The following is a 24,209-nucleotide window of genomic DNA, read 5'->3' on the forward strand; positions in this document are numbered from 1 at the left end:
CCCACCGGGGAGCCGCTACTCGCCGCCGTCGGACGGGCGGCGCATGCGGTTGGTGATGTTGTCGAACAGCTTGCCGCCGGCGTCGCCGACCCCGTTGACGATGTCGCGCAGCGAGCTGATCAGCGGGTCGGACGTGCGGCTCCACGACTCCTGGTACGACTTCGCCGCGTTGCGCACCTCCTGGCTGATGGAGGCGTCGCTGTCGTCGGAGCGACGCGGGTAGTCGCCGGCCAGGATGCGGCTGTACTCGCCGGACGCCGCCCAGCGGTCGAGTTCGGCCAGCCGCACGACGGCCTGGGGGTGGGTGCGGCCCATGAGGCTCATCAGCTTGATGACGCCGTCGCGGGCGTCTTCGCCGGCGTCGTACTCGCGGGCCTGCTGCAGGAACGCGTCGATGTCCATCTCTGCCAGCCGCGAGCCACCGGCCATCTTCATCAGCGAGCGCTTCGCGGCGTCGGGGTCCTGCGACGACAGCAGGCCGGCGCGGTCGGCGGACAGCTCGGACTTGCGCTGCCACTCCTCGAGCGCGAACACGATGGCGCGCAGCCCGACGTAGCCGAGCGGGATCCACGCGACCCGCAGCGCCAGCCGCGTCAGCATGAGCAGCAGGGTGCGGTAGACGGCGTGCCCGGACAGGATGTGCCCGACCTCGTGGCCGATGGCGAAGCGCCGCTCCTCGGCGTCGAGGAGGTCGAACAGCCCGGTGGTGACGACGATGAACGGCTTGTCGGTGCCGATGGCCATGGCCCGCGGCTGGGGGTCCTGCACGACGTACAGCTCGGGCCGCGGGACGTCGAGAATGTGGGCGGCGTCGACGACGTCCTGGTAGACGTCGCGGAACTGGGTCTCGCCGACCCGGACCGCGCTGGACAGGTAGTGCAGCCGCAGACTGCGCTCGTTGAACAGGCCGGACATCTTGCGCAGCAGGGTGTCGAACCCCCGCAGCGACCGCATGGCGACCAGCGCGCCGCGGTCGGCCGGGTGCTCGTACGCGCGCGAGCTGAGGTCGGGAAAACGGACGCGGCTGCGGTCGGGCTCAGTCGTCATACCGTCCATCGTAGACCGGGGTATTGACAATGCACATACTCGGTATACATGCTGTCCCTCCACAGTGACCCGCAGCCCGAGGGAGAGCACGTTCGTGGGCGTCACCCGCCGCATCGTCCTGCCGACGATCAAGATCCTGCTGCTGGCCGTCATCGCGGTCGCGGCGGTCCGCCTCGCCTTCGGCGGCGACGACGACTCGGCCGCCGACGACCGTGCGATGCCCTCGCTCGAGATCGTCCAGCCGGAGGTGCCGGCGAGCACCGGCACCGTCGTCAACACCGTCGACGTCGAGGGCACCATCACGGCCGACGCGCCGACGCCGGTCCGCGCGACCGACGGCGGCGAGGTCCGCACCTTCCTGGCCGACCCCGGCGACGTCGTCGAGGAGGGTGACCCGCTGGTCGAGGTCGTCTTCGAGGAGGAGGGCGAGCCCACCACCGAGGTCGACGACGAGGGCAACGAGGTCGAGGTTCCGGGCGAGCCGGTCCGCCGGTTCCGCACCATCGAGGCGCCCACGGCCGGCACGGTCGGCGAGTACGACGTGCTGTCCGGCGAGACGGTCGCGATCGGCGACACCATCGGCAGCATCTCGACGGGCGGCTTCACGGTGTCCGGCTCGCTGACCGCGGAGCAGCAGTACCGCCTGGTCAGCGGCCCGACGTCGGCCGAGGTGCAGGCCCGCGGCGGCCCGGCCCCGTTCGCCTGCACCGACCTGCGCACCGGCCGGTCCGCGGGCGGCGGAGGCGACGGCGGCGGCGAGGGCGGCGGCGACGAGGGCGGCATGGCGCCGCAGGACCCGATGGCGCCGGACCAGGGCGGCGGGGGCTCCAGCACCGCGGTCTCGTGCACGGTCCCGCCCGACGTGACGGTGTTCGACGGGCTGGCCGCGACGATGGTGATCGAGGCCGGCCGGGCCGAGAACGTGCTGGTCGTTCCGGTCACGGCGGTCGAGGGCTCGTTCGAGGCCGGCAACGTGTGGAAGGTCGGCCCGGACGGCGAGCCGGTGGAGACGCCGGTGACGCTGGGCCTCACCGACGGCGAGCTGGTCGAGATCCGCGAGGGCCTGGCCGAGGGCGACTCCGTTCTCGAGTTCGTCCCCGGCGGCACGTCCGAGGACGACGAGCTGCTCCCGCCCGGGATGGTCGGCGAAGCCGGATGACCCTCATCGAACTGGACGGCGTCGGCCGGACGGTGATCCTGCCCGACGGCGACCGCCTGGAGATCCTGCGCGGCGTCACGCTGACCATCGAGGCCGGCGAGCACGTGTCGATCGTCGGCCGGTCCGGGTCGGGGAAGTCGACCCTGCTCAACCTCATGGGCCTGCTCGACACCCCGTCCGACGGCGAGTACCTGCTGGAGGACCGGCCGACCCGCGGACTGTCTCAGCGGCAGCGCGCCCGGCTCCGCGGCGCCGGCTTCGGCTTCGTGTTCCAGCAGTTCAACCTGCTGCCCGGCCGCACGGCGCTGCAGAACGTCGCCGCGCCGCTGCTGTACTCCGGCGGCCGCGACTTCTGGCGCCGGCACCGGCTGGCCGCCGACATGCTGGACCGGGTCGGCCTGGGCGATCGCGGCGACACCATGCCGGAGAAGCTGTCCGGCGGCGAGCAGCAGCGCGTCGCCATCGCGCGCAGCCTGATCCGCTCGCCCCGGGTGATCCTGTGCGACGAACCGACCGGCGCGCTGGACGTGCAGACCGGAACCGAGATCATGGACCTGCTCGACGCCATCGCGGCGGAGTCCGGCGCCACGCTGGTCACCATCACGCACGACACGATGGTCGCCGCGCGGGCGCACCGGCACTACCGTCTCGACGCCGGCGTGCTCGGCCCGCTGGACCCGGCCACGCTGGCGCCGCCCCGTCAGGTGGTCGCGTCGTGACGGGACTGGTCGCGGCGTTCGTCGAGGCGTGGGACGAGGTCCGCATCCACAAGGTCCGCGTCGTCGTGTCGCTGATCGGCGTGCTGATCGCCGTCGCCGCGATGACGGTGATCACCGCCCTGGGCGACATGGCCCGGCAGGCCAACGCCGAGCACTCCGAGCGCACCAGCGGCCGCGCCGCGACGCTGCAGGTCAACGCCTGGGCGATGGACGGGACGGCGCCGCCGGCGGACGCGTTGACCAGCGCCTACGCGGAGGTCGTCGCACGGCACTCGGTGGAGTACTCGTCGCTGATGAGCAGCACCGAGCTGCGGGTCCAGTTCACCGAGGGCGCCGAGCCGGTGTGGGCGACCTACATCGACCGGCCGTACGGCGAGATGCACCGCATCGAGCCCGAACACGGCCGCTGGTTCAGCGCCGCCGACGAGCGCCGGTTCGCCCCCGCCATCGTCGTCAACGAGGCGTTCCACCAGCGGCTCGGCGAGCCCGACCTGCGCACCAACCCGACGGTGGTGCTGGCCGGCGAGCGCCCGGTCCGCGCCACCGTCATCGGGGTGACGCCCAACGCGTACAGCGACGAGATGCCGTCGGCGTACCTGCTCCAAGCGCACCAGCGGCAGTGGGGCATCCAGGGGATGTACGACGGCGCGCCGATGCTGGAGCTGTGGGTGCCGCCGGAGCGCGCCGACGAGTTCACCGAGGTGGTCCGCGCCGACCTCGCCGGCCTGCTCGGCCGGGACCTGCAGATCGACGTCTACCGGCTGGACCCGTCCGACTTCGACCTCATCGACAGCCAGCTGCAGTGGGTCGTCCGCGGCGTCAGCGTCATCGCGCTGGGCATGGGCGCGCTGGGGCTGCTGAACATCGCGATGGTGACGGTCCGGTACCGGGTGCGCGAGATCGGCGTCCGGCGCAGCTTCGGCGCGACCTCCGGCCGGGTGTTCTTCTCGGTGATGATGGAGAGCGTGTTCGCGACGGCGGTCGCCGGGCTCGCCGGGGTGGTGCTGGCGGTCGCGATCGTCAAGAACGTGCCGATCGACGAGCTGATCGGCGGCAGCGTCACCGACGTGCCGGCGTTCCCGGTCCGGGCCGCCGTCGAGGGCCTGGTCGCGGCGACGGTGGTGGGAGCCCTGGCCGGGCTCGTCCCCGCCACCGTCGCCGTCCGGGTGAAGGTGATCGACGCGATCCGGTTCTGAGTCGGCGCCCGTCGCGCTGGCTCCGCCGTGGGGCGGAGGGGTCGGTGGGTGCTGCGCCGGCTCCGCTTCGCGGCGGTGAAGCATGCCGCGCGCGCTCTTGACGCCGGCTCCGCACCCACCGACCCCTCCTCATGCGTGTGCCGCGTGTTCCTGCCCGCGGGTCAGTCGATGGCGATCACCGTCGTGCTGGAGGTGGCGGCGTAGCCGACCAGGCCGAGGTAGGGCACGCCCGGTTCGAGGCCGCTCCAGGCGACCGTGACCTCGGCGGGGTCGCCGGGCCGGGCGGGCAGCGGGTCGGGCGCGACGGTGGCGGTGCCGGTGGCGTCCGCCCCGACGGCGAAGGAGCGCAGCGAGAAGTCGACCGGCCCGCCGTCCGGGCTGGAGAACAGGTGCACCAGGGCGGTGTACGTGCCCGGCTCGGGCGCGGTCAGGTCGACCCGTTCGCTCGCCGCGCCGGTCGCGCCGTTCACCGGCAGCTCGGCGCCGTCGGGACCGTAGAGATAGAGGTCGTAGTCCGCCGACGACGAGGCCGCGACGAGGTCGAACCGGGCCAGCGACGTGCCCTCGGGCACCTCGAACTCCATCACCTGCGACGACGCGTTGCCGGCCGGGTCGGGCGCCTCACCAGGCGTCAGCGAGCCGTCCGTCACCGTGCCCGGCACCAGGCCGCGCAGCGTGAGGTCGACGTCGCCCGTGGTGGACGTGGTCACCGAGTAGGTGGCCGAGCCGTCGGCGGCGGTCGCGGCGACCTCGGCCGGCGCGGCGACGGCGACCGGGCGGGCCACGATCGGGCTGCGCACCGTGGTGCCGGCGCCGCTCCAGGTCAGCGTGCCGTGCGCGTACTCGTCCAGCGCCGCCCGGGTGCGGGTGAGCGTCACCTCGAAGGTCTTGCTCTGCCCGGGCCGGCCGAAGTACAGCTCCGACGGCGTGACCCGCGCGGTGAACCCGGGTACCGAGACCGACGCGCGGTACAGCCCGGGTGTGACGGCGGTGACGGTGCGGGTGACGGTCTGCCGCCCGGCCAGCGCCCCGACCGCGATGGACGGCTGGTTGAGGTCGGACGGGTCGATCGGCTCGACGCCCGCGACGCCGGTGTCCTCGCCGGTGCCCTCCAGGAACGCCAGCCAGTCGGCCGTGCCCGACTCGTACACCAGGCCGGGCTCCAGGAACCGGGCCGGGTCGACGTGCCCGGCGCCGGCGTGGAAGCGGTCGCGGTCGGGCTCGCCGGAGGCGACGACGAGGTCGTGCGCCGTCGTCATCATCGCCGACCTGACGGTGGCGGCCGACCACCCGGGCTGCTCGGCCCGGATCAGCGCGGCCAGCCCCGCGACGTGCGGCGCCGCCATCGACGTGCCGGAGACGAAGTCGAAGTCGTTGCCGGCGTGCGGCCAGGGCGCGACCGCCGCGAGCACGTCGACGCCCGGCGCGGAGATGTCCGGCTTGAGCAGGTCGCCGCCGTTGGCCAGCGCCGGGCCGCGGGACGAGAACCCGGCCAGCACCGGCTTCGGTGTCGGCGGCAGGTCCGTCAGGTCGCCGGGCAGCAGCGCCGCCGTGGCGCCGTCGCCGGCCGCGTACTCCCGGATCGCCGCGGCGTCCTCGGCCCCGACGTGCGTGGTGGGCAGCACGTGGAAGTCGGCGTTCAGCGTCTCGGCCGGGTCGAGGTTGCCCAGCACGACGGCGACGCCGCCGGCCCGCTGGACCTCCGCCGACTTCGCGACCCGGTCGTGGACGCCGCGGTCGCAGATCACGACGGCGCCCGCGGCGGCCGCGGCGTCCAGCGACGACGGCCCGCACAGCGCCGCCTCGTCCGGCTCGACGCCCGCCGCGGCGATGTCGCGCGCGTCGACCAGCGGGGTCTGCTCGGGCAGCCCGGTATCGCTGATCATCGAGCCGCGGAAGCGCCGGCCGTCGCCCAGTTCGACGGAGCCCTCGTAGATCTGGTGGGTACTGGCGGCGACGGTGGTGACCCACGGGCTGTTGTGCGCGACGGTCGACTCGCCCGGCCCGGAGTTCCCGGCCGACGCCGACACGAACACGTTGGCCGACGCCGCGGAGAGGAAGGCCAGCTCCACGGGGTCGATCAGCGTGTCGGTGGCGCCGGAGATGGAGTAGTTGATGACGTCGACGCCGTCGAGGATGGCCTGGTCGATGGCGGCGACGGAGTCGGACGGGTAGCAGCCGCCGGTGTTCTCGTCGTCGTCCTGCCAGCACACCTTGTACGCCGCGACGGACGCCCCCGGCGCCATGCCCGACCCGTCGCCGAACTCGCGGCCGTTCACCGACATCGGCACGCCGTGGTTCCCGGCCGCCGTGCTGGCGGTGTGGCTGCCGTGGCCGTCGCCGTCGCGGGTGGACAGGTGCTCGTTCGGGTCGCGGTGCTCCGGCGGCACGTTCGCGACGAAGCCGTCGTCGTAGTAGCGGGCCGACACGAGCTTGCCGTTGCAGAGGTCCGCGGTCCAGTTCTCGCCGGTCTCGCACTCGCCGGTGAAGGTGTCGCCGTTGGCCTTGAGCACCGCGGTGCCGGTGTCGGACGTCCGGTAGGCGACGCCGGGCTCGCCGGTTGGGCCGTCCGCCAGCTCCGGGCCGGCGAACGACGCGCTCTCGGGCCAGATGCCGGTGTCGATGACGCCGACGACGACGCCGCGCCCGGCCTCGGCGGCCCCGCCGACCTGCGACCACACGCCGTCGTCGCCGGTGAGGCCGAGGAACTCCGGCGAGGCGACGGTGTCGGCGGCGCGCGGGACGTCCGGCACGACGGCGAGCACCCGCGGGTCGGCGGTCAGCTCGGCGGCCTGCTCCGCGCTCAGCTCGGCCGCGAACCCGTTCACCGCGACGGTGTACCGGTAGCGCGGCTCGGCGCCGACCCCGTCCGCGACCTCGCGCTGCCGCTCGTCCAGGTGCTCGCGGTACTCGCGCACCGCGCGGTCGCCGGCCCGCAGCCGTTCGCCGTCGCCGGGCGCCGTCGCGGCGAGACCGCGCACGCCGCCCTCGTACGTGGCCGCGGGCGCTCCCGTCAGCACGACGACGTAGGAGCCGGCGGCGAGGCCGCGCGGCGCGGGCGCGGGCGGCCGGTCCGGCGCGGCGGCGGCGGTCGAGGCGGCGGCCACGGCGACGACGCAGGCGAGCGCGGCGACGAGGCGGGTACGGCGGGGCGGGTGCGCCACGGGCGTCCTCCGGAGTGGTGACATTCGTCATGGGCCGGCCCCGCATCGGTCATCGAGGCCGGTGACATCGCCCACCGGATGTGGCCGCGTGCCCCGGCCACGATGGGGTCATGGCGAACATCGAACCATTCCAGGCGGCCCGAGGAGGGCGACATGGCTGAGGTCATCGAGGTCTCCGGCGTCCGCCGCAGCTACGGCGACTACGAGGCGGTGCGCGGCGTGACGTTCTCCGTCGCGCGCGGCGAGCTGTTCGCGCTGCTCGGCACGAACGGCGCCGGGAAGACGTCCACCCTCGAGGTGGTCGAGGGGCTGGCGCGGCCGGGCGGCGGCGAGGTCCGGGTGCTCGGCCGCGACCCGTACACCGACCGCGCCGAGGTGCGGCCGCGCATCGGCGTCATGCTGCAGCAGGGCGGCTTCCCGGCCGACCTCACCGCGGCGGAGACGGCGCGGATGTGGGCCGGGACACTGACCATGCCGCGTCCGGTCGAAGAAGCGCTGGAGCTGGTCGACCTCGCGCACCGCGCCGACGTCGCCGTCAAGCAGCTCTCCGGCGGCGAGCGGCGCCGGCTCGACCTCGCGCTGGCCGTCCTGGCCCGCCCGGACGTGCTGTTCCTGGACGAGCCGACCACCGGGCTGGACCCGGAGAGCCGGCGCAACACCTGGCAGCTGGTGCGCACGCTGCTCGACGACGGCGTCACGGTGCTGCTCACCACCCACTACCTCGACGAGGCCGAGGAGCTGGCCGACCGGCTGGCGATCATGCACCAGGGCCGCATCGTCCGCACCGGCACGGTCGCCGAGGTGGTCGCGTCGCAGCCGGCGACGGTGTCGTTCGGGCTGCCGCCGTCGGTGTCGCGCGACCAGCTGCCGGAGCTGGCCGGCACGTTCGCCGTCGACGACGGGCGGCGGGTCGAGCTGCACACCGGCACCATGCAGGCGACGCTGACCGGGCTGCTGGTGTGGGCCCGCGACCACGGCGTCGAACTGCACGACCTGGCCGCCCGGCCGGCGTCGCTGGAGCAGGCGTTCCTGGCGGTGGCGTCGTCCGGCCCGGAGCACGAGACCGAACGAACGGAGGTGGCGGCATGAGCGCCGTCATGACGGCCGGGTCGGCGCGCCGGGTGCGCGCGCTGGCGACGGCGGAGGTGCGGCTGCTGGTGCGCAACCGCACGGCGATGTTCACGGCGCTGGCGCTGCCGGTGCTGACGGTGGTGGCGCTCAGCTCGATCGGCTTCGGCGAGGAGACCGACCTGCCGCTCGGCGCCGTCGTCGTGACGATGCTGACCGGGTTCGCACTGCTGTACGTCGTCTACTACAACCTGGTGTCGGCGTACGTGGCCCGGCGCGAGGAGCTGGTGCTCAAGCGGCTGCGGGTCGGTGAGCTGCGTGACGGCGAGATCCTGGCCGGCACCGCGCTGCCGTCGATCGTCGTGGCCGGCGCGCAGATCGTGCTGACCGCCGCCGTCTCGGCTGTGGCGTTCGGCCTGGACGCGCCGCCGAACGTGCCGCTCGCTCTGCTGGCCGTCGCCGGTGGTGTGGTGATGTTCGCGCTGCTCGCCGCCGCGTCCACCGCGTTCACCCGCAACGTCGAGATGGCACAGGTCAGCACGTTGCCGGTGCTGTTCCTCTGCATGGGCAGCCTGATCTTCTCCGGCGTCGTCATGCCGGCCGACTCGGTGCCCGACCGCGTCAGCGAGATCGTCCGGTTCATCCCGCTGACCCCCGTCGTCGACCTCGTCCAGCTCGGGCTCACCGGGCAGACCCGCGACGGCGACACCGTGGGGTTCGGCGCCAGTTGGTCCGAGGCCGTGGCGCCGGCGGCGATCCTCGTGGCCTGGATCGCGATCGGCGTGTGGGCGCTGCGGCGCTGGTTCCGCTGGGAGCCGCGTGGGTGAGACCGGCGGCGTGACAAGCTGATGCCCGTGTCGATGGTGAGCCGGTGGTGGGAGGAGCGCAGCGCGCCGCAGCGCTTCGACCTCTACACCCGCGGCACCCTGTACTCCATGCTGGCGGCCGAGCCGCTGGTGGCACTGCTGATCGCGTCGTCGAGCGAGGACCTCGGCTCGGCCGCGGAGATCGCCGTCTTCGTCGCGCTCGCCGCCGCGCACGCCGGCATCGGGGTCGTCGTCCTGCGGGGCGGGCTGGCCTGGTACCTCGGCCGCGGCGCCTGGCCGTTCCGGTGGACGGTGGCGCTGCTGGCGGTGACGGTGTGCGCGGCGGCCGCGGCGGTGGCGGCGTTCGGCTGGGCGGCGCCGCCGGAGCCCGGGGTCGTCAGCGGCGCCGTCGCCACCCAGTTCGCCGTCATCATGCTGTCCGGGTTCACCGTCGGGGCGCTGGCGCCGCGGCTGGACAGCCCGCGGCTGACCCTGCTCGCGCTGCTGTTCGGCACGGTGATCGCCGGCATCGGGTACGTCAGCGACTGGCCGCGGCCGAGCGCCCTCGGCACCGGGTTCGCCGCCGTGTTCGCCTACCTCGGCGGCTGGTCGGCGTTCCGGGCGTCGGTGTGGATGCTTGGCATCGTGTGGGAGCTGGACCGGTCCCGGCAGGTGCAGGCCGACCTCGCCGTAGCCGAGGAGCGGCTGCGGTTCGCCCGCGACCTGCACGACATCCTGGGCCGCAACCTGTCCGTCATCGCCGTCAAGAGCGAGCTGGCCGCCGCCCTGTCGCGCCGCGGCCGCGACGAGGCGGGCGACGAGATGATGGCGGTCCGCGACATCGCCCAGGAGTCGCTGCGCGAGGTCCGCGAGGTGGTGCGCGGCTACCGCGAGGTCGACCTCACCACCGAGCTGGCCGGCGCCCGCTCCGTCCTGCGCTCGGCCGGCGTCGCCACCCGCGTCGTCGGCGAGGTGTCGGCGCTGCCGCCGGACGTGCAGGCGGTGCTCGGCTGGGTGGCCCGCGAGGGCACCACCAACGTGCTGCGGCACAGCTCCGCGTCGACCTGCGTCATCACCGTCGCGCGGTCCGACGGCGGCGTCACGCTGACCATGGAGAACGACGGCGCCCGCGAGTCGTCCGGCGGGTCCGGATCCGGGTCCGGCCTGTCCGGGCTGGCGGAGCGGCTGTCCGAGCTGGGCGGCTCACTGACGGCCGGCCGGATCGGCGGCGACCGGTTCCGGCTCTCCGCCCAGGTGCCGTCGGAGGTGGCGTCGTGATCCGGGTCCTACTCGCCGACGACGAGAACCTGATCAGGTCCGCGCTGCGAGCGCTGCTGTCGCTGGAGGACGGCATCGAGGTCGTCGCCGAGGCCGCCACCGCCGACGAGGCCCTCGCCATGGCCCGCACCTTCACCCCCGACGTCGCCGTCCTCGACCTGCAGCTGCCCGACCGCGACGGCATCTCCCTGGCCGCCGACCTGCACCGCCTCGTCCCCGGCTGCCGCACGATGATCGTCACCAGCCACGGCCGGCCCGGCTACCTCAAGCGGGCGCTCGCCGGGGGAGTGGGCGGCTTCCTCCCCAAGACGGTGTCGGCGTCGGTGCTGGCCCAGGTCGTCCGGACCGTCCACGACGGCGGCCGCTACGTCGACCCGGAGCTCGCCGCCGAGGCCATCAGCGCCGGCGACAGCCCGCTGACGGCGCGGGAGGCGGACGTGCTGGAGCTGGCGGCCGAGGGCGCGCCGGTCGAGGAGATCGCCCGGCGGGCGGCGCTGACTCCAGGGACCGTGCGGAACTACCTCTCGTCGGCGGCGTCGAAGCTGGGCGCCGCGAACCGGCACGAGGCGGTGCACGTGGCGCGGCGGCACGGGTGGATCTAGTTCTTTTGGTTCTTTGGTTCGTGGGGCTTGTGTTGGTTGGGTTTGTCGCGTTGGCCTGCCCCCTGCTGCTCTCCATTGTCGGGGGCGGTTCAGCAGCGTCAGGGGGCCGGCCGGAAATGGGCCCGGCTCCCACCTCTGCCGGCCTTCTTGTCCGCTGGCCGCTCACTGGCCGTGGGCGGTGTTCCGGCTACCGGCTCCGCTGCTGGTCCCGGCCCGCCGGCCGGTCACTGGCCCGCTTCGGGTGTTGGCGACCGGCTCCGCTGTTGGTCCTGGTCCGCTGGCCGCTCACTGGTCCGCTCGTGTTCGGCTATCGGCTATCGGCTCCGCTCGGCTCGTCGTCCGCTGGCCGCCGTCTGCTCCGCTCGCCCTTGCCGTCGCCGCGTCGCGTGGTGTAGGTAGACCCCTCCCGGCCCGGGTGGGGCCCACCCTACGGGCGGGCACCGACAACGTCGCTGCGCCGCGAACCGCGCCGCCCGCGCGCCGCACGCACCCCCGCCCACCGCACGCCCGCCCACCGCACGCCCACCGCCCGCCTGCCGCACCCCCGCCCGCCGCACCCACGCCCGTCCGCGGCAGGCGCACGGCCGTCAGGCGGCGGCGAGGGGGTCGGTGGGGATCGGCGGCGGGGGAGCGGGCGTCAGCTCGGGATCGTCCACCGCGAAGGTGCGGACGGGGCCGGGAGGGGTGTCGGCGGTCTCGAAGCGGACGGTGACCCGACCTCGCCCGGACCCCCACACCCAGCCGGCGCCGTGCACCGCGTGCACGACGTCCATGCCGGGGGACCAGCCGCGGCGCTCGTGCAGGGCGTCGTCGACCGGCTCGGCCGGAACAGCGGTGGGAACGGCGTCGGCGACGAAGAGGTCGTCCTGGACCCAGTCGGACAGACCCGACACGCCGACGCCGAGGAGGCGGACGCCGCCGGTGGTGTCGAGGTCGGCCAGCAGCTGGGTCGCCACCCACGACAGCATGCGGGCGTCGTCCGTCGGGGCGGGCAGGGTGGAGGAGCGCGACAGCGTGGTGAAGTCGTGCAGCCGCGTCTTCAGCGTGATCGTCCGCCCCGACAGCCCGGCCGTGGCCAGCCGCTGCGCCACCCGATCGGCCAGCCGGACGACGATGGCGGCGAGCAGGGCGGGGTCGGTGAGGTCGCGGTCGAACGTGTCCTCGACGCTGACGGACTTCGACTCGCGGTCGGCGCTGACCGGCCGGTCGTCGCGGGCCAGCGAGAGGCGGTGCAGGGAGCGGCCGTGCGCGTCGCCGAGGAGGTCGACGAGATCGGGCTCGGTGATGCGGGCGAGGTCGCCGACGGTCTTGACGCCGAAACGGGCCAGCCGTGCGGCCGTCGCCGGGCCGACGCCGGGGAGGGCGCGGATGGGCAGCGGGTGCAGCACGTCCAGCTCGGTGCCCGGCTCGATGACCACCAGGCCGTTGGGTTTGGCCTGCTCGGAGGCGATCTTCGCCATCAGCTTGGACGCCGCGACGCCGACGGAGGCGGTCACGCCGGTCTCATCGACGATCGTCGATCGCAGCGACCGCGCCAGCGCCCGCACCTCGTCGGCGGACGGCGGCGCGCCGCCGGGGCCGGCCGCGAGGTCGACGAACGCCTCGTCCAGCGACAGCGGCTCGACCACCGGCGACAGCTTCCGCAGCCGGGCCATGACCACCGCGCTGACCGCCCGGTACACGCCGAACCGGCCGGACAGGTAGGCGGCGTTCGGGCAGCGGGAGCGGGCCTCGCTCATCGACATCGCGGACCGGACGCCGAACACGCGCGCCTCGTAGGACGCGGTCGACACGACCCCGCGCGGCCCCAGCCCGCCGACGATGACCGGTTTGCCGCGCAGCGACGGCTTGTCGCGCTGCTCGACCGAGGCGAAGAATGCGTCCAGGTCGAGATGGAGGACGCGCATGCTCCGATCGTCGCACGCGACCGAGGCCCGCTTCCACGCCGAGGGCGTTGGTGTCCAGCGCTGGCACTCAGTGTCCTTGGGCTGCGGTACGGTTGCGCGGCGACCGGAGTTCACGCCGGAGTGAGAGAAGGTTCCGATGACCGCGATCGTCGTGGGCTACGTCCCCAAGTCCGAGGGCCGGGCGGCACTGCGCCGGGCCGCCGAGGAGGCCCGGCTGCGCGGTGCCCGGCTGATCGTCGTCAACTCCGCCCGGGGCGGGCGCGACTTCGACGACGACGACGCCATCCGCGCCGACGCCGAGCTGGCCACCGTCAGCCAGCAGCTGAAGGACGCCGGCATCGAGGCCGAGGTGCGCCAGCTGGTGCGTGGCATGGACGTGGCCGAGGACCTCATCGCGGTGGCGGAGGAGAACGCCGCCGACTTCATCGTCATCGGCCTGCGCCGCCGCAGTCCGGTCGGCAAGTTGATCTTGGGCAGCAACGCCCAGCGTATCCTGTTGGACGCACCATGCCCTGTCCTCGCCGTCAAGGCCGAGGACGAGGACTGAGAGAGGTTCCCGCGAACGTGACCACGCTCTACCTGGCCGGCGCTCCCGACGCCGACGCGCTCCTGGCGCGCGACCCGTTCTCCCTGCTCACCGGCATGCTCTTGGACCAGCAGGTGCCCATGGAGAAGGCGTTCTCGGGCCCGGCCGTCATCGCCGAGCGCATGGGCACCGACCACCTCGATCCCGCGGCCGTCGCCGCGCACGACCCCGAGGCGTTCGCCGAGATCTTCTCCCGCACGCCGGCCGTGCACCGGTTCCCGGGGTCGATGGCCGGGCGGGTGCAGAAGCTCGCCGCCTACGTCGCCGAGCACTACGGCAACGACGCCGCGAACATCTGGGCCGACGCCGCCACCGGCAAGGAGCTGCTGAAACGCCTCAAGGCGCTGCCCGGGTTCGGCGAGCAGAAGGCCAAGATCATGGTCGCGCTGCTGGGCAAGCAGATCGGCGTCCAGCCCGACGGCTGGCGCGAGGCGGCCGGCGACTACGGCGCCGAGGGCGCCACCCGGTCGGTGGCCGACGTCGTCGACGCCGAGACGCTGCTGCAGGTCCGGGCCACGAAGCGGGAGATCAAGCGTGCGGCGAAGGCCTAGCGACGATGCGACCGGCTGACGCCCAGCGCCTGCTCGGAGCGCTGGCCGGGGTCGACGCACCCGTGGGGTTCGCGGTCTTCGACGACGAGCACCGCTACCTCGCCATCAACGCCGCCCTCGCGGAACGCTCCGGCAAGGGCATCGCCGACCACCTCGGGCGGACGCCGGCCGACGTGCTGCCGCCGGAGCTGGCCGCGCACACCGACGAGATGATCGAGCGGGTCCTGCGCACCGGCGAGTCCGTCGAGGCCGAGGAGCCCGCGGTCTCCGGGCGCACCGACACCTACCACCTGCACTCGTCCTGGTACCTGGTCGACGAGGGCCGCGGCCGCGAGGTCGCCATGTTCGTCGTCGACGACACCTCGCACCAGCGCGCCATCTCGTCGCTGCGCCGCAGCCGGGCCCGCAACGCGCGGCTGCTGGAGGTGTCCGACGTGCTGTCGCGGGCGGTCACGGTCCGCGAGGTCGCCGACGGCGCCGCCGCCCTCGGCCGGCGCAACGTGCAGGCGCTGCGCACCGCCGTCACGCTGATCGGCGGCAACGGCCGCCCGTACCCCGTCACCACCGGGCTCGGCGAGGGCGACGTCGTTCCCGTCTGGCCGCACCAGGCCGTCACGCCCACCGACGAGGTGCTGCGCAGCGGCTGGCCGATGTTCCTCGGCAGCCGCGACCGCGCCCGCGCTGCCGCGCCCGGCGACCCCGTCTTCGGCGAGTTCCTCGACCACACCGACGAACGAGCCTGGGCGGTGCTGCCGCTGGCCGGCGAGGAGGGCTGCGTCGGCGCCGTCCGGTTCTCCTTCGCCACCGAGCAGGAGTTCGACTCCGACCAGTGCCGGTTCCTGCGCGCCGTCGCCCAGCAGTGCTCGCTGGCGTTCGCCCGGGCCCGGCTGTTCGAGCGGGAGCGGACGGCGGCCGCGTCGCTCAGCCAGGGGCTGCTGCCGCGGCGGCTGCCGACGGTGGCCGGCGTCGACCTCGCGGCCCGGTCGCGGACGGACGTGGGCGAGCACTCCGTCGGCGGCGACTGGTACGACGCCCTGGTCATGCCCGACGGCGAGCTGGCCCTGGTGGTCGGCGACGTCATGGGCCACGGCGTCACCGCGGCCAGTGCGATGGGCCAGATGCGGGCGGCGCTGCGGGCGCTGGCGCTCACCGACCCCGACCCCGCGGCCGTGCTCGGCGGCCTCGACCGCCTGGTCGAACGCGACGACGCCGTCGAGATGGTCACCGTCGTGTACGCGCTGGTCGATCCCGTCCACGGGACCGTCCGCGTCGGCGACGCCGGGCACCTGCCGCTGATCCGCATCCCCGAGGTGGGCGCCGTCGAGCTCGTCGACGCCGGCGCCGGCACGACCCCGATCGGCGTCACCGAGCCGCGGTCGACCCAGTCCGTGCGGCTGTGGCCCGGCGACGTGCTGATCGCGTTCACCGACGGGCTGATCGAGAGCCGGCTGCGCTCGCTGGAGGAGGGCTTCGCCCAGCTGCTGCGCTGCCTCGAGGAACAGCGCGGGGCGCCGCTCGAGGAACTGCTCGACGCGGTCGTCCGGCGCATGCAGATCGACGGCGCCGCCGACGATCAGACGATTCTCGCGCTACGGTGGGCCGGGCGGTGAGACATCGGCGTGGACGGCGGCCTTTCGGGATGAAGGGGACCCGTGCCCTGTGCCACAATGATGTGTTGCCACCGCCACCTCGCGTACTGCGCTGCCCCTAACCAAGACTTCGAGAGGTCGTACGTGTCGTCGAGCTCGTCCAGCACCAAGAACGCCCGGATCCTGGAGCTGCCGTCGGTCCAGGCGCTCGTCTCCCAGGGACGAAAGTCGGGCTCGGTCACCGCCGAGGACGTCCGGGTCGCGTGCGGTGCGGCCAACCTGGCGATGAAAGAGAGCCGGTTCGTTGTCGAGCATTTGAAGTCGACCGGTATTACGGTCGTGGTAGCGGCGGCGGACTCACGGAGTCCGCGCAAGCGTGTCGCCGCGGCAACGTCCACCCGTCCGACAGCGGTGGCGACCGCGGCAGCGAAGACGTCCGAGCCGGCGGCCAGGAAAGGCGAGGGATCTGTGAAAACGGCGGTGAAGAAGGCGAAAGCCGACGCCCACGACACGGCCGGTACCGGCCTTGCTGAGGAGCCCGCCGCGGCGGCGCCCAAGGGCCGTGGCCGCAAGAAGGCCGTCAAGACGGCCGACGCGCCGGCCAAGGAGGGCGGCGTCGGACCTGACGGCGAGCCCGACGCGGGCGAGCTGGCCGCCGAGGAAGCCAAGATCGAGGACGAGGGCTTCATCCTCTCCGAGGACGACGACACCGACGAGCCCGAGCAGCAGGTCGCCGTCGCCGGTGCCACCGCCGACCCGGTCAAGGACTACCTCAAGCAGATCGGCAAGGTCCCGCTGCTGAACGCCGGCGAGGAGGTCGAGCTCGCCAAGCGCATCGAAGCCGGCCTGTTCGCCGAGGAGAAGCTCGCCAACGAGGGCGACACCATGCCGGCGAAGCTCCGCAACGAGCTCGAGTGGATCGCCGAGGACGGCCGTCGCGCCAAGAACCACCTGCTCGAGGCCAACCTCCGCCTCGTCGTCTCGCTGGCCAAGCGCTACACCGGCCGCGGCATGCTGTTCCTGGACCTCATCCAGGAGGGCAACCTCGGCCTCATCCGCGCCGTCGAGAAGTTCGACTACACCAAGGGCTTCAAGTTCTCCACCTACGCCACCTGGTGGATCCGGCAGGCCATCACCCGCGCTATGGCCGACCAGGCCCGCACCATCCGCATCCCGGTGCACATGGTCGAGGTCATCAACAAGCTGGCCCGGGTGCAGCGGCAGATGCTGCAGGACCTCGGCCGCGAGCCCACCCCGGAGGAGCTGGCCACCGAGCTGGACATGACCCCCGAGAAGGTGGTCGAGGTCCAGAAGTACGGCCGCGAGCCCATCTCGCTGCACACCCCGCTCGGCGAGGACGGCGACAGCGAGTTCGGCGACCTCATCGAGGACTCCGAGGCCATCGTCCCGGCCGAGGCGGTCTCGTTCACGCTGCTGCAGGAGCAGCTGCACGCGGTCCTCGACACCTTGTCCGAGCGCGAAGCCGGCGTCGTGTCCATGCGCTTCGGTCTCACCGACGGCCAGCCGAAGACCCTCGACGAGATCGGCAAGGTCTACGGGGTCACCCGCGAGCGCATCCGCCAGATCGAGTCGAAGACCATGTCCAAGCTGCGCCACCCGTCCCGGTCCCAGGTCCTCCGCGACTACCTCGACTGACGGCGCCCAGCGCACGCAACGGCCCCGCCCCGGACCACCGGGCGCGGGGCCGTGGTGCGTCAGCGGCCGGCGGGGCGGTAGGTGAGCAGGAGGACGTCTGGGCCGACGGAGCGGGATTCGACCAGGGTGAGGTCGGCCGGGGTGGGGCCTTCGCCGAACAGGCGCTTGCCGCGGCCGAGCAGCACCGGGTGCACCATCAGCCGGTACTCGTCGACGAGGTCGAGGTCGCGCAGGGTGCCGACCAGGGTGGCGCTGCCCGCGACCAGGATGTCGCCGTCGTACCGGGACGTGAGCGCCGCCACCGCGCCGGCCACATCGCCGCTCACCACGGTGGTGTTCTCCCAGGCGGGCGACGTGAGCGTGGTCGAGACGACGACCTTGGGCATCGCGTTCATCGTGACGCCGAACTCACCGGTGGTGTCCTTCATCGCCGGCCAGGCGGCGGCGAACCCTTCGTAGGTGACGCGGCCGAGCAGCTGCACGTCGGCCGCCCGCAGCTCGGCGAGCTTGAACTGCTGGCCCTCGGGGGCGGGGAACCGGAACGTCCACCCGCCGAAGTCGGTGCCCTCGGCACCGCCGGGGTCCTCGATGACGCCGTCGAGGGACACGAACTCGCTGACGACTACCTTGCCCATGACCGTCCTCCCATCCGTGCGGTGATGGGACGACGCTAGAACCGCGCCCCGGCGCGCCGTCAGGTCCGATCCGCGGGCGCGTTCGAGGTCCAATGACACAATCGGCCGATGACGCGCATTCTGGTGCCGTATCACCTCGACGAGCATCGGCCGGGGCTCGAGGTGCCGTACGAGCCGGACGTGACGGTGGTGCGGGAGCTGGGTGAGGGCGACGTGTGGGGGCGGGTCGCCGGGATGTACGGGGAGGTCGCCGAGGTCGTGGCGGCCGAGGTCCGGGCCGGAGAGCCGCCGCTGGTGATGTCGGGCGACTGCATGGTCTCGCAGGCGATCGTGGCCGGCGTCCAGCGCGCGCACGGCGGCCCGCCGTCCGTCGTGTGGTTCGACGGGCACGGTGACGTGCAGACGCTGGAGACGACGACGTCGGGGTATCTGGGCGGGATGCCGCTGCGCATGCTGGCCGGCTACCGGCCGGAGCTGCTCGCCGACCGGCTCGGGCTGGCACCGGTGCCCGAGGACCGCATCGTCCTGGTCGACGGGCGCGACCTCGACCCGCCGGAGCGCGATTACCTGGCCGCGTCGGACATCCGGCAGGTCTTCACCGCCGAGCTCGACGCCGACGCGGTGCCGGACGGGCCCGTGTACCTGCACCTCGACCTCGACGTCATCGACGGGGCCGAGCTGCCGGGCCTGCTGTTCCCGGTCGACGGCGGCCCGTCCGCCGACGAGGTCGGGCAGGCCGTGCGCCGGGTGCTCGACACCGGCCGGGTCGCCGCGGTCGGCCTGGGCTGTACGTGGCACGACGGCGCGGCCGGGCGCGACAACGCCGCACGAGTGCGGGCGGCCCTGCCGTTCCAGCGCCCCACATAGACTGGCGGCATGTCGTCCTCGGGCCAGGTCACACCGCGTCGATCCGTGCCGCCGGCCCTCGCGGCCACCCTGCCGGTCTTCGTCCTCGTGCTGCTCATGTGGGCCGAGGAGATCGTCGACTCGCTGCCGGGCGTCGACCTCGACCAGTACGGCATCCGCCCGCAGGACGCCGAGGGACTGGTGGGCATCGTCACGGCGCCGTTCCTGCACGGCGGCTTCGGCCACCTCATCGCCAACACCGGCGCGTTCCTGGTGCTGGGCTGCCTCATCGCCATGACGACGCAGCGGTTCTGGCCGGTGACCATCGGCGTCGCGCTGGTCGGTGGGTTCGCCACATGGCTGGCGGCGTCGCCGAACAGCGTCCACATCGGCGCCAGCGGGCTGGTCTACGGCTACGCCGCGTTCCTGGTGGCGTGGGGCGTGTTCAGCCGGCGGGCACTAGCCGTGGTCGTCGCGGTCATCGTGGTGCTGATGTACGGCGGCATCGTGGTCGGCGTACTGCCCGGCCAGCCCGGCATCTCGTGGCAGGGCCACCTGTTCGGCGCGCTGGCCGGTGTGCTCATGGCGTGGCTGCTGCGGGGGAGCGCGGCGAAGACTCCCGCGTGAACCGCATGTCCATCCAGTGCCGCCACTCGCCGGACTCGAGGCGCTCCCAGCGCGCCGCCATGCGGTTCGCGCCGACGGTGAGCCGCGCCCGGGTGTCCGGCCCGGCCAGCGTCACCACGCCATCGGCGGAGACGGCCACGGCCATCGTGCCGGTGGCGCCGTCGCTGTCGTAGGACCGCGCGACGTCGCCCTCGAACACCTCCAGTGCCTGGTAGCGCCGCCCGTCGAGGGTGACGTCGACATGGTGCAGCAGGAAGTGCCCGCCGGGCAGCCACTCGTACACGTCGCTGCCCTCGATGCGCACCACGGGTTCGCCGACGGTCTCGCCGCTCGACCGCCAGGCGCCGACCAGCGCGTCCAGTCCCTCCGTCACGAGAACCTCCGCTAGACTATGTAAGCAATGTCTTACACAGCCTAGCACCCGGAGGGACGTGGACGACGCACTGCGGGCGGTCGCCGATCCCACCCGGCGGGCGATCATGGAGCTGGTCCGCGACGGCGAGCGCAGCGCCGGCGACATCGCGACGCGGTTCCCGGCGATGAGCCGGCCGGCGGTGTCGCAGCACCTCAGAGTGCTCGCCGACGCCGGCCTGGTGCACGTGCGCCGCGACGGCAACCGCCGGCTCTACGCGCTGCGCCCCGAGGGCCTGGCCGACGCGGCGGGGTTCATCGAACGCATGTGGTCGGCGCAGCTGCGCCGGCTCAAGGAAGCGGTGGAGAACGAGTGATCGAGCAGAGCATCCGTATCGACGCGCCGCCGGAGCGGGTCTGGGCCTACCTCACCGACCCGGAGTTGCTGGGACGGTGGTGGGGCAGCGCCGAGGCGGACGCGCGCCCCGGCGGCCTGCTGCGCGTCGCGATGGACGGCGGGCCGGACCCGGTGATGCGCGGCGAGTTCGTGGAGCTGACGCCGTACGAGCGGCTGGTGTTCACGTTCGGCTGGGAGCCGGGGCCCGGTGTGCCCGACGTGGCGCCCGGCGGCTCGCGGGTGGAGATCAGGCTCCGCCCGGACGGCGGCGGCACCGTCGTGGAGCTCCGCCACGATGGCCTGCCGGCGACACTGCGCGGCGAGACCACCGACGGCTGGCGGACAGTGCTCGGCCGCCTCGCGAACGAGGCGGCCGCCGGCCTGCGAGAGTGACGGGGTCAGTCGGTTCCAGGTGCCGGCTGGGGCTGGAGGCGGTCGGTCTCGTCGTGCCACTCCACCGCGATGGGGCGGAGCTTGGCCTCGTGCCGGCGGCCGTGGTGACCGCAGAACAGCAGCTCGCCCTCGTTCAGGACGACGCGGATGTACGCCTGGGCGCCGCAGCTGTCGCAGCGGTCGGTGGCCTTGAGAGGGCTGGTAGCGAGAGCCGTAGTAGTCACGTCGCCTGCCTTCCTGATCGTTGGACCACCGAGAGTTCCGGTGGTGTCCGTGCATCCGTACCAACATGTAACCACCCCCAGACGTTCCCGCATCTCGAGCGCGGGGTGGTTCGCTCTGCGCGTAATCGGCGCGGCTGTGACACTGGTCACCTGATCGACTCGTCAACACGTTCGGACGGGGTCCCGCCAGCGCGCCTGCGCGGGTTCGGCCGGTGGCAGGGTCTACGCTGGCAGCGCATGTGCTCACGGCAAGGAGGAACCGACACGTGACCGCCGAGCGCGCCGACGCCCCGACCACCGGTGGCGACTACACCGCCCGCCACCTATCGGTGCTCGAGGGGCTGGAGGCTGTGCGCAAGCGGCCGGGCATGTACATCGGCTCGACCGACTCCCGCGGCCTCATGCACTGCCTCTGGGAGATCATCGACAACGCCGTCGACGAAGCGCTCGGCGGGTTCTGCGACCGCGTCGAGGTCGTCCTGCACGCCGACGGCTCGGCCGCGGTCAGCGACAACGGCCGCGGCATCCCGGTCGACACCCACGCGAAGTCGGGGCTGTCCGGCGTCGAGGTCGTCTACACCAAGCTGCACGCCGGCGGGAAGTTCGGCGGCGGCTCCTACGCGGCCACCGGCGGCCTGCACGGCGTCGGCGCCAGCGTCGTCAACGCGCTGTCGGAACGGGTCGATGTCGAGGTCGACCGCAACGGCCGCACCCACGCCATGTCGTTCCGGCGCGGCGAGCCCGGCGTCTGGGACGGCGACGGCCCGCGGGCGCCGTTCGCGCCGTTCACCGACCACTCCGAGCTGCGCATCACCGGCCGGGTGGCCAAGCGCGTCACCGGCACCCGGGTGCGCTTCTACGCCGACCGTCAGATCTTCCTGGCCGACGCCACCTACTCGTGGGACGACCTCATCTCCCGCGCCCGCCAGACGTCGTACCTGGTGCCGGGGCTGCAGCTGGTGGTCCGCGACGAACGCGGCGACGACGTCGTCGAAGAGACGTTCCGGCACGACGGCGGCATCAGCGAGTTCGTCGAGTTCCTCAGCCCGGGTGCGGCCGTCACCGACGTGCTCCGGCTCACCGGCGAGCAGACCTTCCGCGAGACCGTCCCCGTCCTCGACGACGACGGCCAGCTGGTCAGCAAGGACACCGAGCGCACCTGCGAGGTCGACGTCGCGCTGCGCTGGGACACCGGCTACGACACCGTCGGCCGCTCGTTCGTCAACGTCGTCGCCACGCCGAAGGGCGGCACCCACGTCGCCGGGTTCGAGCAGGGCCTGCTCAAGGCGCTGCGCGACCAGATCAAGGTCAACGCGCGCCGGCTCAAGGCCGGCAACGACAAGATCGAGAAGGACGACGTGCTCGAGGGGCTCACCTCGGTGGTCACCGTCCGCCTCGACGAACCGCAGTTCGAGGGCCAGACGAAGGAGGTGCTCGGCACCGCGGCGGTGCGCTCCATCGTCTCCACCGTCGTCGAGCGCGAGCTGAAGGCGCTGCTGACCTCGACGAAGCGCGGCGACAAGGCGCAGGCCTCGACGCTGCTCGAGAAGGTCGTCGCGGCGGCGAAGGCCCGGGTGGCGGCCCGGCTGCACAAAGAGACCGTCCGGCGCAAGAACGCGCTCGAGACCAGCTCGCTGCCGACCAAGCTGGTCGACTGCCGGTCCAACAGCCTGGAACGCTCCGAGCTGTTCATCGTCGAGGGCGACTCCGCGCTGGGCACCGGCCGGTCGGCCCGCGACGCCGAGTACCAGGCGCTGCTGCCCATTCGCGGCAAGATCCTCAACGTGCAGAAGGCGTCCGTCGCCGACATGCTGAAGAACGCCGAGTGCGCCGCCATCATCCAGGTGCTCGGCGCCGGCAGCGGCCGCTCGTTCGACCTCGACCAGTCGCGCTACGGCCGGGTCATCCTGATGACCGATGCCGACGTCGACGGCGCGCACATCCGCACGCTGCTCATCACGCTCTTCTACCGCTACATGCGCCCGTACGTCGAGGCCGGCCGGCTGTTCGCCGCCATGCCGCCGCTGCACCGCATCGAGCTGGCCAACCCGAAGAAGGGCCAGGAGAAGTACGTCTACACCTACACCGACGCCGACCTCGACCGCACGCTGCGCGAGTTCGCCCGCAAGGGCGTCCGGGTCAAGGAGACCCCGCAGCGCTACAAGGGCCTCGGCGAGATGGACCCCGACCAGCTGGCCGAGACGACGATGGACCCCCGCCACCGCCGGCTGCGGCGCATCAACGCCAAGGACGCCGAGCAGTCCGAGCGGGTGTTCGAGCTGCTGATGGGCAACGACGTCGCGCCGCGCAAGGAGTTCATCATCGCCGGCGCCGCCGAGCTCGACCGCGCCCGCATCGACGCCTGAGCCGTCACCGGCGGCCGCTCCTGCGAGGCTGCCCCGAAGCCGCGCCGAGGCGCTGCCCCTGTGATCGGTAGGAGCCGTCATGGGAGAATGTGGACAGACAGGTGGGACGCCGCACACCTCGGTGCGGGGCCGGTGAGGGCGCCCCGGACGACAGGCAACCGCACCGCACCGCGGCGATCCCTGACCCGGCGGGAACGGAGGCGACGTGCAGCGGCGCACCTCGACGGGCACGCTCGCATCGCATCTCCCTGATCTGCCCCTCGCCGTCCTCGGCTACCTGATCCGGGGAACGATTACCGACCCCGGCGACGGCTGGACGGTCCGCCGATGAGTCGGCTGAGGATCACCTCGCTGCGGAGCCTGGTCAGCACCGGCCAGCAGACCAGGGAATGGATGGCCCGGGCGAGCACGCCCGAGACCCGGGCGGAGATCCGGCGATGGTCGCGATGGGAGACCGCGTCGTTCTGCCTCATGGCCATCGGCGCGATCTGCGCCCTCGCACTGCCGATCATCGGGCTCGGCCTCGCCGTCTGGTACATGATCCATGACGACGCCCCCTGGCTCTGGTGGCTCTTCGGGTCACTCGGCATCACGATGCTGCTCTTGATCGCTGGTGCCGCCCTGGGTTCCCGTGCAAACGACCGGCGCTTGACGGCGCTCTACGCCGACGGGCAGACCTCGATCGGCCGGCTCGACGAGGTCATCACGCACCCGGGCGGCGGGGACGACCAGACGACCTACGTGTTCCTGATCAGCGCACAGCTCCCCGGCGAGGTGATCCTGCATCGAAGGCTCTACTGGGGCGAATGGGACGGGTGGGGCTCGCCGGAGCGCTGGGTTGGCCGGTCGATCCGGTTCCGGCACAACACCCTCGACCCCGACGACCTACAAGACGTGCTCTTCGACGGCTGGCCCAACAGGAAGGGAGCGGCGTGACGATGAGCGATGAGCACCTCGATCACTGGCCGCGTCGGGCGACGACCCCGGAGACGAGGGAACGGATCCGCCGTGGTCCCGGATCGAAGACCGACGTCGGCGGGCC

The 24,209-nt window shown here is 73.1% G+C and carries 24 protein-coding genes; 18 read left to right on the plus strand and 6 right to left on the minus strand.

Annotated features, from left to right (window positions below):
* Window positions 1-15: 15 nt before the first annotated feature.
* Window positions 16-1,047, minus strand: coding sequence for a M48 family metallopeptidase (locus tag BLU82_RS11175; protein ID WP_092619780.1), 1,032 nt, complete (start codon window positions 1,045-1,047; stop codon window positions 16-18).
* Between the two features lie 94 nt (window positions 1,048-1,141).
* Here BLU82_RS11175 and BLU82_RS11180 point away from each other — a divergent pair, with 94 nt between their 5' ends.
* From BLU82_RS11180 to BLU82_RS11190, 3 genes are read left to right on the plus strand one after another with little or no spacing between them, the layout of a single operon-like run.
* Complete coding sequence (locus BLU82_RS11180) at window positions 1,142-2,206, plus strand: hypothetical protein (RefSeq protein ID WP_092619783.1); 1,065 nt, start codon at window positions 1,142-1,144, stop codon at window positions 2,204-2,206.
* Window positions 2,203-2,925 carry an ABC transporter ATP-binding protein gene (locus tag BLU82_RS11185; protein WP_092619787.1) on the plus strand — a complete coding sequence of 241 codons (723 nt, stop codon included), beginning with the start codon at window positions 2,203-2,205 and terminating at the stop codon, window positions 2,923-2,925. The genes BLU82_RS11180 and BLU82_RS11185 overlap by 4 nt, the downstream gene beginning before the upstream one ends.
* On the plus strand, window positions 2,922-4,121 hold the full coding sequence (locus BLU82_RS11190; RefSeq protein WP_092619790.1) for an ABC transporter permease: 1,200 nt from the start codon (window positions 2,922-2,924) through the stop codon (window positions 4,119-4,121). The genes BLU82_RS11185 and BLU82_RS11190 overlap by 4 nt, the downstream gene beginning before the upstream one ends.
* A gap of 161 nt (window positions 4,122-4,282) precedes the next feature.
* Here BLU82_RS11190 and BLU82_RS36155 read toward each other — a convergent pair whose 3' ends face one another.
* Window positions 4,283-7,285, minus strand: coding sequence for a S8 family serine peptidase (locus tag BLU82_RS36155; protein WP_092619793.1), 3,003 nt, complete (start codon window positions 7,283-7,285; stop codon window positions 4,283-4,285).
* 153 nt (window positions 7,286-7,438) lie between these two features.
* Here BLU82_RS36155 and BLU82_RS11200 point away from each other — a divergent pair, with 153 nt between their 5' ends.
* Genes BLU82_RS11200 through BLU82_RS11215 form a run of 4 tightly spaced genes read left to right on the plus strand, consistent with a single transcriptional unit; the run spans window position 7,439 to window position 11,039 of the window.
* Window positions 7,439-8,374: an ABC transporter ATP-binding protein gene (locus tag BLU82_RS11200; RefSeq protein ID WP_092619796.1), complete on the plus strand. Its 936-nt coding sequence runs from the start codon at window positions 7,439-7,441 to the stop codon at window positions 8,372-8,374.
* Window positions 8,371-9,180: an ABC transporter permease gene (locus tag BLU82_RS11205; RefSeq protein ID WP_197682876.1), complete on the plus strand. Its 810-nt coding sequence runs from the start codon at window positions 8,371-8,373 to the stop codon at window positions 9,178-9,180. The genes BLU82_RS11200 and BLU82_RS11205 overlap by 4 nt, the downstream gene beginning before the upstream one ends.
* Before the next feature lie 33 nt (window positions 9,181-9,213).
* A complete protein-coding gene (locus BLU82_RS11210; protein ID WP_231947825.1) occupies window positions 9,214-10,437 on the plus strand; it encodes a sensor histidine kinase in 1,224 nt (407 codons plus the stop codon).
* Complete coding sequence (locus BLU82_RS11215; RefSeq protein WP_092619803.1) at window positions 10,434-11,039, plus strand: response regulator transcription factor; 606 nt, start codon at window positions 10,434-10,436, stop codon at window positions 11,037-11,039. The genes BLU82_RS11210 and BLU82_RS11215 overlap by 4 nt, the downstream gene beginning before the upstream one ends.
* Before the next feature lie 587 nt (window positions 11,040-11,626).
* Here BLU82_RS11215 and BLU82_RS11220 read toward each other — a convergent pair.
* Window positions 11,627-12,946, minus strand: a complete 1,320-nt coding sequence (locus BLU82_RS11220) for a DNA polymerase IV (RefSeq protein WP_092619806.1) — start codon at window positions 12,944-12,946, stop codon at window positions 11,627-11,629.
* A gap of 136 nt (window positions 12,947-13,082) precedes the next feature.
* Here BLU82_RS11220 and BLU82_RS11225 point away from each other — a divergent pair, with 136 nt between their 5' ends.
* The 4 genes from BLU82_RS11225 (at window position 13,083) to BLU82_RS35655 (ending at window position 17,328) form a co-directional block, all read left to right on the plus strand.
* Entirely contained in the window at window positions 13,083-13,493 is a 411-nt protein-coding gene (locus BLU82_RS11225) for a universal stress protein (RefSeq protein WP_053202355.1), read from the plus strand.
* A gap of 17 nt (window positions 13,494-13,510) precedes the next feature.
* A complete protein-coding gene (locus BLU82_RS11230) occupies window positions 13,511-14,083 on the plus strand; it encodes an HhH-GPD-type base excision DNA repair protein (RefSeq protein ID WP_231947763.1) in 573 nt (190 codons plus the stop codon).
* Between the two features lie 5 nt (window positions 14,084-14,088).
* On the plus strand, window positions 14,089-15,693 hold the full coding sequence (locus BLU82_RS11235; RefSeq protein ID WP_092619812.1) for a SpoIIE family protein phosphatase: 1,605 nt from the start codon (window positions 14,089-14,091) through the stop codon (window positions 15,691-15,693).
* A gap of 123 nt (window positions 15,694-15,816) precedes the next feature.
* A complete protein-coding gene (locus BLU82_RS35655; protein WP_092619815.1) occupies window positions 15,817-17,328 on the plus strand; it encodes an RNA polymerase sigma factor in 1,512 nt (503 codons plus the stop codon).
* 59 nt (window positions 17,329-17,387) lie between these two features.
* Here the strand turns inward: BLU82_RS35655 and BLU82_RS11245 are convergent, their stop codons facing one another.
* A complete protein-coding gene (locus BLU82_RS11245; protein ID WP_092619818.1) occupies window positions 17,388-17,963 on the minus strand; it encodes a dihydrofolate reductase family protein in 576 nt (191 codons plus the stop codon).
* A gap of 108 nt (window positions 17,964-18,071) precedes the next feature.
* Here BLU82_RS11245 and BLU82_RS11250 point away from each other — a divergent pair, with 108 nt between their 5' ends.
* Together BLU82_RS11250 and BLU82_RS11255 are read left to right on the plus strand one after the other, a co-directional pair.
* Window positions 18,072-18,830, plus strand: coding sequence for an arginase family protein (locus BLU82_RS11250; RefSeq protein ID WP_092619821.1), 759 nt, complete (start codon window positions 18,072-18,074; stop codon window positions 18,828-18,830).
* Between the two features lie 9 nt (window positions 18,831-18,839).
* The gene (locus BLU82_RS11255; RefSeq protein WP_092619824.1) at window positions 18,840-19,436 is read left to right on the plus strand and encodes a rhomboid family intramembrane serine protease; all 597 of its coding nucleotides are present in this window, start codon (window positions 18,840-18,842) and stop codon (window positions 19,434-19,436) included.
* Here the strand turns inward: BLU82_RS11255 and BLU82_RS11260 are convergent.
* Window positions 19,390-19,809, minus strand: coding sequence for a hypothetical protein (locus BLU82_RS11260; protein ID WP_092619827.1), 420 nt, complete (start codon window positions 19,807-19,809; stop codon window positions 19,390-19,392). The genes BLU82_RS11255 and BLU82_RS11260 overlap by 47 nt on opposite strands.
* A 58-nt stretch (window positions 19,810-19,867) precedes the next feature.
* Between BLU82_RS11260 and BLU82_RS11265 the strand changes: the two genes are divergently transcribed.
* Window positions 19,868-20,164: a metalloregulator ArsR/SmtB family transcription factor gene (locus BLU82_RS11265; protein WP_092619830.1), complete on the plus strand. Its 297-nt coding sequence runs from the start codon at window positions 19,868-19,870 to the stop codon at window positions 20,162-20,164.
* Complete coding sequence (locus BLU82_RS11270; RefSeq protein WP_157740817.1) at window positions 20,161-20,577, plus strand: SRPBCC domain-containing protein; 417 nt, start codon at window positions 20,161-20,163, stop codon at window positions 20,575-20,577. The genes BLU82_RS11265 and BLU82_RS11270 overlap by 4 nt, the downstream gene beginning before the upstream one ends.
* A gap of 5 nt (window positions 20,578-20,582) precedes the next feature.
* On the opposite strand, the gene BLU82_RS11275 is transcribed toward BLU82_RS11270, so the two are convergent.
* Window positions 20,583-20,801, minus strand: a complete 219-nt coding sequence (locus BLU82_RS11275; protein ID WP_197682877.1) for a hypothetical protein — start codon at window positions 20,799-20,801, stop codon at window positions 20,583-20,585.
* Window positions 20,802-21,067: 266 nt separating this feature from the next.
* On the opposite strand from BLU82_RS11275, the gene BLU82_RS11280 reads away from it, so the two are divergent.
* The 3 genes from BLU82_RS11280 (at window position 21,068) to BLU82_RS11285 (ending at window position 24,103) form a co-directional block, all read left to right on the plus strand.
* The gene (locus tag BLU82_RS11280; RefSeq protein ID WP_092619836.1) at window positions 21,068-23,167 is read left to right on the plus strand and encodes a type IIA DNA topoisomerase subunit B; all 2,100 of its coding nucleotides are present in this window, start codon (window positions 21,068-21,070) and stop codon (window positions 23,165-23,167) included.
* A gap of 205 nt (window positions 23,168-23,372) precedes the next feature.
* Entirely contained in the window at window positions 23,373-23,498 is a 126-nt protein-coding gene (locus BLU82_RS35970) for a hypothetical protein (protein WP_255367109.1), read from the plus strand.
* On the plus strand, window positions 23,495-24,103 hold the full coding sequence (locus BLU82_RS11285) for a hypothetical protein (RefSeq protein WP_092619839.1): 609 nt from the start codon (window positions 23,495-23,497) through the stop codon (window positions 24,101-24,103). Before BLU82_RS35970 ends, BLU82_RS11285 begins: the two co-directional genes overlap by 4 nt.
* The last annotated feature ends 106 nt before the right edge of the window (window positions 24,104-24,209 follow it).

Origin of the sequence: Jiangella sp. DSM 45060, assembly GCF_900105175.1 — a bacterium.
GTDB lineage: Bacteria > Actinomycetota > Actinomycetes > Jiangellales > Jiangellaceae > Jiangella.

Coding starts and splice junctions, on each gene's coding strand:
- BLU82_RS11175 (WP_092619780.1), bottom strand. CDS start 1,047: ATGACGACTGAGCCCGACCGCAGCCGCGTCCGTTTTCCCGACCTCAGC.
- BLU82_RS11185 (WP_092619787.1), top strand. CDS start 2,203: ATGACCCTCATCGAACTGGACGGCGTCGGCCGGACGGTGATCCTGCCC.
- BLU82_RS11200 (WP_092619796.1), top strand. CDS start 7,439: ATGGCTGAGGTCATCGAGGTCTCCGGCGTCCGCCGCAGCTACGGCGAC.
- BLU82_RS11205 (WP_197682876.1), top strand. CDS start 8,371: ATGAGCGCCGTCATGACGGCCGGGTCGGCGCGCCGGGTGCGCGCGCTG.
- BLU82_RS11210 (WP_231947825.1), top strand. CDS start 9,214: ATGGTGAGCCGGTGGTGGGAGGAGCGCAGCGCGCCGCAGCGCTTCGAC.
- BLU82_RS11220 (WP_092619806.1), bottom strand. CDS start 12,946: ATGCGCGTCCTCCATCTCGACCTGGACGCATTCTTCGCCTCGGTCGAG.
- BLU82_RS11225 (WP_053202355.1), top strand. CDS start 13,083: ATGACCGCGATCGTCGTGGGCTACGTCCCCAAGTCCGAGGGCCGGGCG.
- BLU82_RS11235 (WP_092619812.1), top strand. CDS start 14,089: ATGCGACCGGCTGACGCCCAGCGCCTGCTCGGAGCGCTGGCCGGGGTC.
- BLU82_RS11245 (WP_092619818.1), bottom strand. CDS start 17,963: ATGGGCAAGGTAGTCGTCAGCGAGTTCGTGTCCCTCGACGGCGTCATC.
- BLU82_RS11250 (WP_092619821.1), top strand. CDS start 18,072: ATGACGCGCATTCTGGTGCCGTATCACCTCGACGAGCATCGGCCGGGG.
- BLU82_RS11255 (WP_092619824.1), top strand. CDS start 18,840: ATGTCGTCCTCGGGCCAGGTCACACCGCGTCGATCCGTGCCGCCGGCC.
- BLU82_RS11285 (WP_092619839.1), top strand. CDS start 23,495: ATGAGTCGGCTGAGGATCACCTCGCTGCGGAGCCTGGTCAGCACCGGC.